General features: G+C 65.1%; 12 protein-coding genes and 1 riboswitch. Of the genes, 5 read left to right on the top strand and 7 right to left on the bottom strand.

Annotated features, from left to right (window positions below; genetic code table 11):
- Positions 1–186 precede the first annotated feature (186 nt).
- The 4 genes from AC25Z0_RS16375 to dnaK are packed head-to-tail and all read right to left on the bottom strand — an operon-like array spanning position 187 to position 4,057.
- Positions 187–603 (bottom strand): heat shock protein transcriptional repressor HspR, encoded by a 417-nt coding sequence (locus AC25Z0_RS16375; RefSeq protein WP_488121158.1) that lies wholly within the window; start codon positions 601–603, stop codon positions 187–189.
- Position 604: 1 nt separating this feature from the next.
- Positions 605–1,603, bottom strand: a complete 999-nt coding sequence (locus tag AC25Z0_RS16370; RefSeq protein ID WP_488121157.1) for a DnaJ C-terminal domain-containing protein — start codon at positions 1,601–1,603, stop codon at positions 605–607.
- On the bottom strand, positions 1,596–2,189 hold the full coding sequence (locus tag AC25Z0_RS16365) for a nucleotide exchange factor GrpE (RefSeq protein ID WP_488121156.1): 594 nt from the start codon (positions 2,187–2,189) through the stop codon (positions 1,596–1,598). Before AC25Z0_RS16365 ends, AC25Z0_RS16370 begins: the two co-directional genes overlap by 8 nt.
- A complete protein-coding gene (gene dnaK, locus AC25Z0_RS16360; protein WP_488121155.1) occupies positions 2,189–4,057 on the bottom strand; it encodes a molecular chaperone DnaK in 1,869 nt (622 codons plus the stop codon). Before dnaK ends, AC25Z0_RS16365 begins: the two co-directional genes overlap by 1 nt.
- 227 nt (positions 4,058–4,284) lie before the next feature.
- Between dnaK and AC25Z0_RS16355 the strand changes: the two genes are divergently transcribed.
- Both AC25Z0_RS16355 and AC25Z0_RS16350 read left to right on the top strand, forming a co-directional pair.
- Positions 4,285–4,854 carry a hypothetical protein gene (locus tag AC25Z0_RS16355; protein WP_488133871.1) on the top strand — a complete coding sequence of 190 codons (570 nt, stop codon included), beginning with the start codon at positions 4,285–4,287 and terminating at the stop codon, positions 4,852–4,854.
- 159 nt (positions 4,855–5,013) lie between these two features.
- Positions 5,014–6,831, top strand: coding sequence for an InlB B-repeat-containing protein (locus tag AC25Z0_RS16350; protein WP_488133870.1), 1,818 nt, complete (start codon positions 5,014–5,016; stop codon positions 6,829–6,831).
- Between the two features lie 60 nt (positions 6,832–6,891).
- Here AC25Z0_RS16350 and AC25Z0_RS16345 read toward each other — a convergent pair whose 3' ends face one another.
- Positions 6,892–7,764 (bottom strand): aldo/keto reductase family oxidoreductase, encoded by an 873-nt coding sequence (locus AC25Z0_RS16345; protein WP_488121152.1) that lies wholly within the window; start codon positions 7,762–7,764, stop codon positions 6,892–6,894.
- Between the two features lie 128 nt (positions 7,765–7,892).
- Between AC25Z0_RS16345 and AC25Z0_RS16340 the strand changes: the two genes are divergently transcribed.
- A complete protein-coding gene (locus AC25Z0_RS16340) occupies positions 7,893–8,309 on the top strand; it encodes a winged helix-turn-helix transcriptional regulator (protein WP_488121151.1) in 417 nt (138 codons plus the stop codon).
- On the opposite strand, the gene AC25Z0_RS16335 is transcribed toward AC25Z0_RS16340, so the two are convergent.
- A complete protein-coding gene (locus AC25Z0_RS16335; RefSeq protein ID WP_488133869.1) occupies positions 8,310–9,707 on the bottom strand; it encodes an L-serine ammonia-lyase in 1,398 nt (465 codons plus the stop codon). It abuts the gene before it with no gap.
- A gap of 205 nt (positions 9,708–9,912) precedes the next feature.
- Positions 9,913–10,011: riboswitch (glycine riboswitch) on the bottom strand.
- A 146-nt stretch (positions 10,012–10,157) separates the two neighbouring features.
- On the opposite strand from AC25Z0_RS16335, the gene AC25Z0_RS16330 reads away from it, so the two are divergent.
- Together AC25Z0_RS16330 and AC25Z0_RS16325 are read left to right on the top strand one after the other, a co-directional pair.
- Complete coding sequence (locus AC25Z0_RS16330; protein ID WP_488133868.1) at positions 10,158–11,567, top strand: MFS transporter; 1,410 nt, start codon at positions 10,158–10,160, stop codon at positions 11,565–11,567.
- 281 nt (positions 11,568–11,848) lie between these two features.
- Positions 11,849–12,532 carry a FadR/GntR family transcriptional regulator gene (locus AC25Z0_RS16325; protein ID WP_488121148.1) on the top strand — a complete coding sequence of 228 codons (684 nt, stop codon included), beginning with the start codon at positions 11,849–11,851 and terminating at the stop codon, positions 12,530–12,532.
- Between the two features lie 64 nt (positions 12,533–12,596).
- Here the strand turns inward: AC25Z0_RS16325 and AC25Z0_RS16320 are convergent, their stop codons facing one another.
- Entirely contained in the window at positions 12,597–13,334 is a 738-nt protein-coding gene (locus tag AC25Z0_RS16320; protein WP_488121147.1) for an SDR family oxidoreductase, read from the bottom strand.
- Between the last annotated feature and the right edge of the window lie 46 nt (positions 13,335–13,380).

Here is a 13,380-nt window from a genome sequence, read left to right as displayed (position 1 = left end):
GGGCGCCGTTGCTGATGCCCCGAGCGTGCCTCGACACCCGAAGCACCCGCTGCGCGGGTCCAACGCAGCTTTGCGGGTGTTGTAACTACAGCGCGGCTGCGTTCGACCCGCGTGGCTCGATTTCGAGAGGCGGCCTCGTTCCTCGGGCGCTCCTCAATCAACGAAAGAGGAGCGAGTTCGCAGATGCTACCTGTGGTCGAGCGGGCGCCAGATCGCCACGGCGTTCGACCGCCGCGTGCGCGTGCCGGCCCGCATCGAGATGACGTCGCCCGCTGAGCCCGCCGCGAACACGCGCCGACCAGGGCGGTTGAGCAGTTCGTCGGCCAATGCCGATTCGAGCTCACCCACCCTGGCCCGCAGACCGTTCACTTCGTCTTCCAGGTTGAGAATCCGCCGGATGCCTTCCAGACTCACGCCCTCGCCACTCAACTGGGCGATCTCGCGCAGTTTCGCGACATCGCGCATGGAGTATCGGCGCGACTTACCGAGCGTGCGGCCTGGGCTCACCAGCCCGATCCGGTCGTACTGGCGCAGGGTCTGCGGATGCATCCCGGCCAGTTCGGCCGCCGTCGAAATCACGAATACCGGCGAATTCTCGTCCACGTCAGCCTCTGGCCCTCGCCAGGAGATCCTCTCGAGGATTCTCCTTCGGCAGAGCCTCGACGAAGGCAGCGAGTTTCTCCTCTGCCTCCTTCGACAGGTGTGATGGCACGGCAACCTGAACCACCGCGAGGAGATCTCCGGTGCCCTTTGCAGAACTGACACCGCGGCCCTTGACCCGCAGCACCCGACCGCTCGGCGTGCCGGGAGCAACCCGCAACTTCACGGGGTCCCCGCCGAGGGTGGGCACTTCGATGGTTGCGCCGAGTGCAGCCTCAGCGAACGTCACGGGAACGGCCACCCGAAGGTTCAGCCCGTCACGTTCGAACACGGGATGCTTGCGCACATTGACGGTCAAGATGAGGTCTCCGTTCTCGCCGCCATCCGGACTCGGCTGGCCCTTGCCACGCAGCTTGATCTTCTGACCGTCGGCAACGCCAGCCGGAATCTTCACCTTGAGCGGGTGACCATCCTGCGTCTGCAGGGTGATGGTGTCACCCTTGGTCGCCGTGATGAAATCAACCGTTGCGGATGCCACAACGTCGCGTCCGCGACTCGGCCCGCCATAGCCACGGAATCCGCCGCTGGCGTTTCCGTAGCCGGGGTTGCCGCCGCCGAACATGCCACCGAGGATGTCGTCAAAACCACCCTGCTGGAACGAATAGCTCTGTCGCCCGCCGGTGCCGCCGCCGAACATTCCGCCGAAGACATCGTCGAAACCGCCCTGCTGGCCGCCACCGCCACCAGGGGCAGTGAAGCGTGCTCCACTGCCCATGGCGCGAACCGCGTCGTATTCCTTGCGCTGTTCTGGATCGGAGAGCACGGAGTGCGCCTCGCTGATCTCCTTGAACTTCGCTTCGGCTGTCGCATCTCCCGAATTGGAGTCCGGGTGATACTTACGCGCGAGCTTGCGGTAGACCTTCTTCAACTCGGCCGGGGTGACGTCTTTCGAGACCCCAAGAACCTTGTAGAAGTCTTTGTCGAACCAGTCCTGGCTAGCCATCGCTCGGCACCTGGACCACGACCTTGGCCGCGCGAAGCAGAGTGGAACCGAGGCGGTAACCCGTCTCAGCGACATCCGCTACGGTCTCAGTGCTTACGTCAGCGCCTGGCAGCTGGAAGATCGCCTCGTGGATGGTGGGGTCGAATGGCTCCCCCACTTCACCGAACGAGGTGAGTCCGAGCTTCTCGACGCTGCTGCGCAACTTCGCGGCGATGGTGGCGAATGCCGAATCGCCCTCGAGGTCACCGTGCTTCTCAGCGCGGTGCAGGTCATCGAGTACCGGCAGCAGTACCTTCACGACGTCGCCTACAATGCGCTCCCGCTCAACCTCACGGTTAGCTTCGGTGCGCTTGCGGTAGTTGGCGTACTCAGCCGTGATGCGCTTGAGGTCGGCAAGGTGCTCGTTCGAGGGATCTGCAGCCTCGATGTTCGCCGCGTCCAGGATGTCCTGAACCGTCAACTCGTCTTCTTCGATCCCGTCGGCCGTCGCCTCGGGGGCGCCAGACTCTGGCGCCCCTTCGGCCAACGACTCATCCACGGGCTCGTTCACGGGCTCGTGCTCGTGCTCATGGCTGTTGTCAGTCATTACTTCTTCGCTTCGTCTTCGTCTTCAACAACTTCGGCGTCAACCACGTCCTCGTCGGAGGAAGCGGATGTCGGCTGCTCGCCTGCATCGCCGGCGGGAGCCGAAGCGCCCTCAGCCTGGCTGGCAGCGTAGATCGCTTCGCCGAGCTTGCCCTGGCTCTCGTTCAGCTTGTCGAACGCGGTCTTGACTGCGTCATCGTCGTCACCGGCGAGCGCCGACTTGAGCGAGTCGACATCAGCCTGGACCTCAGACTTGACGTCTGCGGGCAGCTTGTCGTCGTTGTCCTTGATGAGCTTGTCGATCGAGTACGCGAGCTGCTCGGCGCCGTTCCGAACTTCAGCGGCCTCACGGCGACGCTTGTCTTCTGCAGCGTTCTCTTCACCCTCGCGAACCATGCGCTCGATGTCTTCCTTCGCCAGCGCGGTGCCGCCGGTGATGGTCATCGACTGCTCCTTGCCGGTGCCCTTGTCCTTGGCGGACACGTGCACGATGCCGTTGGCGTCGAGGTCGAAGGTGACCTCGATCTGCGGGATGCCGCGCGGAGCCGGTGCGATACCGGTCAGCTCGAAGGTGCCGAGGTTCTTGTTGTCACGCGTGAATTCGCGCTCACCCTGGAACACCTGGATCGCCACGGACGGCTGGTTGTCATCCGCTGTGGTGAACGTCTCGCTGCGCTTGGTCGGGATGGCCGTGTTGCGCTCGATGAGCTTGGTCATGATGCCGCCCTTGGTCTCGATACCGAGAGACAGCGGGGTGACGTCGATGAGCAGAACGTCCTTGCGCTCGCCCTTCAGCACGCCGGCCTGGAGTGCGGCGCCGACGGCGACGACCTCGTCAGGGTTGACGCCCTTGTTGGGGTCCTGTCCACCGGTCTCCTGCTTCACGAGCTCTGAGACGGCGGGCATACGGGTCGATCCACCAACGAGAACGACGTGTGAGATGTCGCCGACCTTGATGCCGGCTTCACGGATGACGTCCTGGAACGGCTTCTTGGTGCGGTCGAGCAGGTCCTGGGTCATCTGCTCGAACTGTGCGCGCGTGAGCGTCTCGTCGAGGTTGGCGGGGCCGTTCTCGGTGAGCGACAGGTACGGCAGCTGGATGCTGGTCGACATGCTGCTGGAGAGTTCCTTCTTGGCCTGCTCCGCGGCTTCCTTCAAACGCTGCTTGGCGATCTTGTCGTTCGAGACGTCAACGCCGGTGGTTTCCTTGAACTTCTTGATCAGGTAGTCAACGATGCGCTGGTCCCAGTCGTCTCCACCGAGGCGGTTGTCACCGGAGGTGGCGCGAACCTGGATGGTCGAGAAGTCGTCGTCCTTGCCCACTTCGAGGAGGGAGACGTCGAACGTTCCACCACCGAGGTCGAAGACCAGGATGAGCTCGTCTTCCTTGCCCTTGTCGAGGCCGTATGCGAGGGCTGCAGCGGTCGGCTCGTTGATGATGCGCAGAACGTTGAGGCCCGCGATCTCACCGGCTTCCTTGGTGGCCTGGCGCTCAGCGTCGTTGAAGTAAGCGGGAACGGTGATGACGGCATCCGTCACCTTGTCGCCGAGGTACTGCTCAGCGTCGCGCTTCAGCTTGGCGAGGATACGTGCCGAGATCTCCTGCGGGGTGTACTTCTTGTCGTCGATGGCGACGGTCCAGTCGGTGCCCATGTGGCGCTTCACGGAGGAGATGGTGCGGTCGACGTTGGTGACGTTCTGACGCTTGGCGGTCTCGCCAACGAGCACCTCGCCGTCCTTGGTGAATGCGACGACAGACGGGGTGGTGCGAAGGCCTTCGGCGTTCGCGATGACGGTGGGTTCTCCACCCTCAAGAACGGCAACCACCGAGTTGGTGGTTCCGAGGTCGATACCTACTGCACGTGACATATGTGCGTCTCCTTCATTGCTTTCGGTTGTGGTGCTGTATTTCAAACTTGTGCGGCGCTTCAAGACTTGAGCGCTGCTGGCTCAAGTATTCCATCGCGGAGATTTTGTTGTCAAGACGGCCAACTGAAAGTTGAGTGTGAATGGCTCAACTTTGAGCGAATGCCGGTCAGAGGTGTTTTCTGCCGGTTCCTGGTACGGGGGCCAGCGATCGTCCCTATGCTGTGCACATGCAGCGATCTCGAGGCATTCTGACCACGCTCCTTCTCGTTACCGCCACCGCGCTCACGCTCAGCGCGTGCGGTGCGACGCCCGACGTCCCTCCAACGTCGAGTGCCACGGCTCCGTCGCCAGCCCCTGCCAATACCCCTGTGTTCTTGGGCCCTGGCACACCCGTGCCCACCGGGGCTGCGGCGCCCACCTGCGACACCGCGCTCGAGCCGGCCGCGTACGACGATTTCGCGGCATCCGGCCTGACGCCGAAGGAGTTCACGCAGTGGTGGAGCACCGACCTGCAGTTCATCCTCGACGACGGCGGCATGGTCTGCCTCTGGGGCAACATGGGAGACGTGATGGTCGTCTTCGGGCAGCTCGCCATGTCTGACGCCGAGTGGGACACCTTCAGGGCGTCGCTCCTCGACACCGGATATGTCAGCGACGACGCGTCATTCTCTGGCTACTTCAATGAGCCGGACACCGATCCGAACTACGTCGACGGTGGCTTCGTGCATCACGACGGCCAGCTGTACTACGCCAGCTTCCCCGACATGCTCGAGTGGGTGCCCGGGCTCCCGTCCTGACTCTGCTTCGGCGGCTTTCCGCGCCGGGTTTCCGCGCCGCGTTCCTTCGCCTCGTTTCTGCGCCTCGTTCTCCCCATAATTGGGGCCAGCTCTAGCCCGCGCCGCGCTGCGCAGCGCCGCTAGCCTGTGCCTACATACCTACATAAGGGGACTTCAACGATGTTTGCCGCAGCACGCGCCACGCCTGCCCGTTTCCAGCACACACCAGTCGGACGGACAGCGGCAACTCTTACCGTCACCGCAGCACTGCTCGCGTTCGGTTTCACCGCTGCCCCTGCGCAGGCTGCATCGGCTGCCACCACGGTCACCGATGCCGCTGGCCTGATCGCGGCATTCGCCGCGGGTGGAACGGTGACCCTCGGCGATGACATTGACGTTCCGTCAACGGGCCCCGCCCTGAAAGTGGTCGCCGGACACCCGGTGACGCTCGACCTGAACGGGCAGGAGCTGTCGGCAGCCGGCGCGCTTTACCTGGCCGGGGTCGGGGTGCCCGCGGGTACAGAGTTGGTCATCGGCGACAGCGGAACCGGCGGTTCGCTCGACGCCACCGGCGGCGAGTTCGCCGCCGGGATTGGTGGCGATGCCGGAGTAGCCGGCGGAACCATCACCATCAACGGGGGAACCGTCACCACCCGCGGAACATCTGACTCCTCTGGCCTCACCGGCGGCGCCGGAATCGGCGGCGGCTTCCTCGGAGCCGGCGGAACGACCACGATCAGCGGGGGAACTGTCACGGCGCAGGGCGGTGACTCGGCGGCCGGAATCGGCGGCGGCTACGGCGGTAGCGGCGGAACGACCACGATCAGCGGAGGCACCATCACCGCATCGGGCGGAGATCTGGGCGCGGGAATCGGCGGTGGCAACGGCGGACCCACCGGCGGAACCACCACCATCACCGGCGGCACCATCACAGCGCAGGCAGGCACGTACGGCTCCGGAATCGGCGGCGGCTGGGCCGGCACGGGCGGAACCACCGCCATCACCGGCGGCGTGGTGACGGCCAACGGCGGCATGGAAGGCACAGCCATCGGTGGCGGACACCTTGCCGACGGCGGCGCATTGACCATCGGAAGCGGCGCGCAGGTCACGGTCTCCGCGTCATCCGCTCCCGGCTCGTTCCTGATCGGCGGCGGCGACAGCACAGCTGCATTCGGTTCGCTCTCGAACAACGGAACCCTGACAATCACGCCCGGCAGCACCCTGAGCATTCCGGCAGGCACCACCGTGCAAAACTCCGGCACCATCGTGAACAATGGCGCGATCGGCGGGGCAGGGACGATCACCAATACCGGTGCGATCGTCAACACCGGCTCCATCGGCTTGACGGGCAACATCGACTCCAACAGCTTTGAGCTCACCTTCGACACCACGGGCGGCTCCGGCGCTACGCCAGCGGCCGTCCCTCCGCTGCGCGTATATGCCAGCACGCTTGCCGCGGCCCAGCTCACCCTTCCGACGCTGGCCGCGCCCCTGCACTACGGGTTCAGCTGGTCAACGGATGCCGCGCGCACCACCGCCATGACGCCGACGACGGTCCTGACCCGCGACCTCACCCTGTATGCCACGTGGACCCTCGACCGCCATGTGATCAGCTTCGACGCGCAGGGCGGCAGCGCCGTCGCATCCGTCACCACCGACTACGGCACGACGATCGCCGCGCCTGGCGCGCCGACTCGCACAGGGTTCACCCTCAACGGTTGGTACACGGCCGCGACCGGCGGCACGAAGTGGAACTTCGCGGGCACCGTGACCGGCGACGTTGTCCTCTACGCCCAGTGGACCGCCGTCGCAGTAGTCACGCCGCCCACGAGCACCCCAACGCCGACCGTCACACCCAGGGTCACGCCGGCGTCAGTCGACCCGAAACTGGCATCCACCGGTTTCGACGGCGGTGCGGCAGGGCTCGGAGCGCTCATTCTCCTCATCGCAGGGCTCGCCGGAGTCCTCGTGCGCCGGCGCCGCGCCAGCGCGGTCTAAGCGCCACATTTGGGCCTCGTCATCACACGAAGGCGAGGCCCCGGACGTCCGTCCGATCGGCTAGCGGCCGATTGTGTCCAACTCGGCGACGTCGTCTGCCGAGAGCGTAATCCCTGCGCCAGCGATGTTCTCGCGCAGGTGCGTGACCGACGATGTTCCGGGAATCAGCAGGATGTTTGGTGACCGCTGCAGCAGCCACGCCAGGGCGACCGACATCGGCGTCGTGCCCAATCGCGACGCCACGGCTGAGAGCGCTTCGGACTGCAGTGGGCTGAAGCCACCGAGCGGGAAGAAGGGCACGTAGGCAACGCCCTCGCCCGCGAGCATGTCGATCAGCTCGTCATCATGGCGGTGGGCGAGGTTGTACATGTTCTGCACGCACACGATCGGCCCGATCGCCATGGCCTCTGCCACCTGCTCAGCCGTCGCGTTGCTCACGCCGAGATGCCGGATCAGGCCCTCCTCCTGCAGCTCGACGAGCGCTTCGAACGACTCGGCGATCGAACCAGCCTCTGGCCCCTCAGCGTTGCCGAGCCGGAGGTTGACGAGGTCGAGCGTTTCGAGGCCGAGTGCTTCGAGGTTCTCATGCACAGCACGGCGCAGGTCTTCGGGTCGACGGGCCGCAGGCCAGCCGCCCTGCTCGTCGCGGTTCGCACCGACCTTGGTCACAATGTGAAGGGATTCGGGGTACGGGTGCAGCGCTTCGCGGATGAGCTGGTTGGTAATGCGCGGCCCGTAGGCGTCGCTCGTGTCGATGTGTGTGATTCCGAGTTCTACGGCCTCACGGAGCACGGCGAGTGCTCCATCGATGTCAGCGGGCGGGCCCATGACCCAGGGGCCGGCGAGCTGCATAGCGCCGTATCCGAAACGCGAGACCGTCAGGTCGCCGAGAGACCAGGTGCCGCCGGGAAGTGTGGTTGAAAGCGTGGTCAAGTTTTTGCCTTTCCGTGGAATGGGGCTGGTGCCGAATGGCTCCTTGCCCCAGTATGAGGAAGTAACTTCCCGTCGGGAAGTAGGCACTTTCAGGTGCGTTAGTTACCCGCGGGTGGAAGGAACCATCGATGGCAACCATGACCGCCGCCGCACAAAAGGCGCAGAACAAGACGAACTACGACGCCTTCCTGGCCGTCTGCCCGAGCCAGAAGCTGCTGGACCGGATCTCCGACAAATGGGTCACGCTGATACTCACCGCGCTCGGAAGCGGCCCCGACTGCATCGGCGAGGCCGGGCCGATGCGCTATTCGGAGTTGTCCCGCACGCTGGCCGGAGTCAGCCCGAAGATGCTCACCCAGACGCTCCGGTCGCTGGAGCGCGACGGATTAGTCAGCCGCACCGCGACACCGACGGTTCCCGTCACGGTCACCTACGAACTGACAGATCTTGGACTGTCGTTGCACCAGATGATCCGCGGACTCAAATCGTGGGCGGAGACGCACATGGATGAGGTGCTTTCCAACCGCGAGTCCTACGCCAGCTAGCTAGCACTCCACCACGTTGACGGCGAGGCCGCCGAGCGCGGTCTCCTTGTACTTCGAGCTCATGTCCTTGCCGGTCTCCCGCATGGTCACGATCACCTCGTCGAGTGACACCCGGTGCGTTCCGTCTCCCCAGAGCGCCATCTTCGCGGCGTTGATGGCCTTCCCGGCCGCGATCGCGTTGCGCTCGATGCACGGGATCTGCACGAGGCCTCCGATGGGATCGCAGGTGAGGCCCAAGTTGTGCTCCATCGCAATCTCGGCCGCGTTCTCCACCTGCTCTGGCGTGCCGCCGAGCACCTCGGCCAGGCCGGCGGCGGCCATCGACGACGCAGACCCCACCTCGCCCTGGCAGCCGACTTCCGCCCCTGAGATCGACGCCTGCTCCTTATAAAGGACTCCGACGGCACCGGCGGCGAGCAGGAAGCGCACGACGGCGGCGTCCTTCACCTCCTGGCTGGCGGTATCCATGCCGGGCGCATAGTGCGTGGCATAGAACATGACCGCGGGAATGATGCCGGCTGCTCCGTTGGTGGGCGCGGTGACCACCCTGCCGCCCGTTGCGTTCTCCTCATTCACGGCGAGCGCCACGAGGTTCACCCATTCCTGCCAGAACTTCGGGTCGCGGTTCGGGTCTTCGACGAGCAGACGCTGGTACCAGGCCGGCGCGCGGCGGCGCACATTCAGCCCGCCTGGCAGCGTTCCGGTGCGCGCGATGCTGGAGTTCTTACACTCCTCCATCACGTCGCGGATGTGCAGCAGCCCGGCCGTCACCTCGGGCTCAGTGCGGCTGGCGAGTTCGTTCTGCAGCATGACACCGCTGAAGTTCAGCTCCTGCTCCCGGCAGTGCGCGAGCAGCTCGGCCGCGGTCCGGAAGGGCAGCGGGAGGTCCTGCTTCGACGCAGCCAGTTGCTCGGCCTTGGTCTGCTCCTCCCCCTCGCGCACGATGAACCCGCCACCGACGGAGAAGAAGGTGGCCGCGTGCACAACAGCGCCAGCGGCATCCGTCACCTCAAATTTCATGCCGTTCGTATGGCGAGCCAGCACGGTGAGCGGATGCAGCACCATGTCGCTTTCGGCATACGGCAGTGAGCGGATGCCGGCGAGCACGAGCGCGCCGTCGGCCGCGATCCTGACCAGGCTGGCTTCGACCTCTTCCGGCAGGATCAGCTCTGGATGGCGACCTTCGAGGCCGAGCATCACGGCCGTCATGGTGCCGTGCCCACGGCCGGTTGCGGCCAGGGAACCGTACAGGTCAACGCGAAGTCCTACTGCCCTCTCGGCGAGACCGCGCTCGGCCAACTCGGCGGCGAACACGGCGGCTGCCCGCATCGGCCCGACGGTGTGCGAACTCGAGGGTCCGATTCCGACGGAGAAGAGGTCGAAAACTCCTACAGCCATGAGCTGCTCGAGACGAAGAGGGAGCGGAAGCGGGATGGGGTCACGAGGAACTCCGATGGTCAGGCCGCGCAGGGCGCGGGCAATCGTTGAGTCCTCCCCGCTCTGTATCGGACCTGAGAGTTTCCGCGCCGACCCTGGCTGGGCTGACGCTTGCACCGTCGGTGGGTCAGGCAGATGGTGGAAGCCTGGCCACTTTTCAGAGGTGCCTACCGCAGCGGTACAGGGGCCTGAGAGATTCCTGGGGAGGATTTGCTCCTACGGCGCCTGCCGAAAACTGCCGGCAGAACTCTCCCGCAGCGGATGACTGGCGTGTGAAATTGTGGGTTGTCAAAACCATACCTGAGTTCCCTCCACTGCGGCCGGTGAGGCCGGTAAGGCCGGGGCCACGGGAGGGGTCCCCGTTCGGGTCACCTTCCCCAATTGTTCACCGCTCGCCAGTAGCCTGAACTCATGAACGAGCACTCCAAGCCGGAGCCCACGAATTCGCCCCGCAACTTTCCGCCGTCGCACCTGACCAGGCCAGACGGAGCCGCCGCGACGATCGGCGTGGATAACGCCCAGGTCGAGTCGGTCGCCGCCCAGAAAGCGCGCAAGGGCAGAGTGCTCTCCTGGAGCTTGTGGGACTGGGGCGGAGCGGCCTTCAACGCGGTCGTCACCACGTTCGTCTTCACGGTCTACCTCACCGGCGAATCCTTCGGCGGAGAGGCGTTCGTCTCCAGCCAGCTCGGCTGGACGCTCGCGGCCGCTGGCCTGATCGTTGCGCTCCTCGCGCCCATCACCGGGCAGCGTTCCGATGTTTCCGGGCGTCGCAAGTTCTGGCTGGCCATCAACACGTACGTCGTCGTTGCCGTCACCGCGCTGATGTTCTTCGTCGAGCCCTCCCCCTCCTACCTGTGGCTGGGGCTGCTGCTGCTCGCCGTCGGTACCGTCTTCTTCGAGTTCGCGTCGGTCAACTACAACGCCATGCTCGTGAACGTCTCCACCCCGCGCTCCATCGGCAAGGTGAGCGGATTCGGTTGGTCGATGGGCTACTTCGGCGGCATCGTGCTGCTGCTGATCGTGTACTTCGGCTTCATCAACCCTGAGGTCGGCCTGTTCGGCGTCACCAACGAGAACGGCATGGCGGTACGCGTCTCGATGCTCATCGCGGCCGTCTGGTTCGGGTTGTTCGCCCTCCCAGTGCTGCTCGCCGTGCCGGAATACCACGCGCCGGCCAAGGTTGCCCGTGACAAGGTGGGATTCTTCGCCTCGTATGCTCGGCTGGGCCGCGACATTGCAGCGCTCTGGAAGACCAGTCGGCAGACGGTCTTCTTCCTCATTGCCAGCGCGGTGTTCCGTGACGGATTGGTAGGCGTCTTCTCCTTCGGGGGAATCCTGGCCGCTGGCACCTTCGGGTTCACAGCCGGTGAGGTCATCATCTTCGCCATCGCCGCGAACGTGGTCGCCGGTGTCGCCACCGTGTCGATCGGGTTGCTCGACGACAAGATCGGGCCGAAGCCCGTCATCGTCGCGTCGCTGATCGGCTTGATCGTCTGCGGATCTGCCGTGTTCCTCCTGCACGACGGAGGCCAGATTGTCTTCTGGACCTTCGGTCTTGCACTCTGCCTCTTCGTCGGACCCGCGCAGTCCGCCAGCCGCTCGTTCCTGGCCCGTGTCATCCCTTCCGGCCGGGAGGGCGAGGTCTTCGGCCTCTACGCCACAACGGGCAAGGCTGCCACCTTCCTGGCGCCGACGGCGTTCGCCCTGTTCGTCACGTTCGGCGGCGCGCAGTACTGGGGCATCCTCGGCATCGTCCTGGTGATCGCCGTGGGCCTCGCCCTCTTGATCCCGGTCAAGTCGAAGCAGGAGCAGATCCGCTAGCCGCAACCCACGGCATCCGCTTGGCGTAGCTCGATTTCGGGACAGTCTCCGCCGGTCGAGGAGGCCGCCAGGCCGTCTCGAGACCCCTTGGTGGGCCGTCGGCGCACCCACGCAGTCGCAGCGCGGGTCGAACGCAGCTGTGCGGGTGTTGCAGCTGCCGCATAGCTGCGTTCGATGCGCGTAGCTCGATTTCGAGACACTCGCTGGCGCTCGCTCCTCAATCAGCGGGGAGGGCGCGGCTCCTCAATCAGCGGGGTCGCCCGCAAAGGTAGGATCTTTGCATGGCGGTCACCGACGAAGCGATCCTGAAGATCAAAGACATGATTCTCTCCGGCGAACTCTCGCCAGGCGACCGGCTGCCCCCGGAGAAAGAACTCAGCGAGGGGCTCGGGCTGAGCCGCAGCTCATTGCGTGAAGCGGTGAAGGCGCTCGAGGTGATTCGGGTGCTCGACGTGCGACGCGGCGACGGCACCTACGTCACCAGCCTCGAACCTCGCCTGCTGCTTGAGGCCATGTCATTCGTGGTCGACCTGCATGACGACTCGTCCATCCTGGAGCTGTTTGCCGTTCGCCGCATTCTGGAACCGGCTGCCGTCGCACTCGCGGCCACACACATAACAGCGGATGTCGTGCGCGACCTCCGCACCCAGATTGAGTCGGTCAACGAGAAGACGAGCGTCGAGGGCCTCGTGGCACACGACCTGGAGTTCCACGGCGCCATCGTGGCGACGTCGGGCAACTCGTACCTGTCGAGTCTCATCGATTCGCTGTCGAGCAACACCGTGCGCGCGCGCATCTGGCGCGGCCTCACCCAGGAGCACTCCGTCGAACGCACCCTCGACGAGCACAAGGCCATAGTCGACGCTCTCGAACGCGGGGATGCCGGGCTGGCCCAGGCGCTCACGACCGTGCACATCTCCGGCGTCGAGCAGTGGCTGCGTGACGCGGCCACAGCATCGTCATAGCGAGCAGCTTTCGAACGCGCAGAATCGCCGAGGTCAGGTCGACCTCGGCGCTTCTGCGGATCCGCTACCAGGCCACGGGGCCGTAGTCGTCGGTGAAGGTTCCGGTGGGTCCGTCTGCCGCGATCGTCGCCATGCGCACCGCTGATGCCGCGCCCTCCGCAGGAGTGCGGACGCCGTGGAAATTGTTCAGGTCGGTTGCAACGAAGCCAGGGCAGACCGCGTTCACGAGGATATGGTCTCCGACGAGGTCGCGGGCGTACATCATGGTGACGGCGGTCAGCGCAGTCTTCGAGGCGACGTATCCAAGGCCGATCGGGTCTGTATTGGCGAAGTCGGAGATCGATGCGAGCGAGCCCGCGCTGCTTGAGACGTTCACGATGCGAGGTGCGGACGAACGGCGGAGCAACGGCAGGAAAGCACTCGTGACGGTGATGACGCCGAAAACGTTCGTCTCGAACACATAGCGGACGTGATCGACGTCAGCGGATCGTGGCAATTGACCAGCGAAGTCGGCGCCGGGCATGTGGCTGACACCAGCGTTGTTGATCAGCGCGTCGAGGCGGCCGAACTGAGCCTGGACCTCGGCAGCTGCGGCTGCCGCCGAAGTCGGATCTGTGACGTCGAGAGCTACCGCGGTGACGTTGCCGCCGCCAGCGCGCAGCTCGGCAGCTGTTGCTTCGCCCCGTTCGAGGCTGCGTGCGCCGATTACTACGGTGTGACCGAGCTCGGCGAGCTTGGCGGCGATCTCGCGACCAATGCCTTTGTTGCCACCGGTGACGAGGGCGATCATTGTGTCATTCATGGGTATTCCTTCTGTGCCGGGGCGCGTGCCATGGCGGTGAGTGGTT

This window comes from Leifsonia sp. Y862, assembly GCF_057669585.1.
The sequence above is the reverse complement of the archived record's forward strand: the minus strand, read 5'-3'. Positions and strand labels throughout refer to the sequence as shown.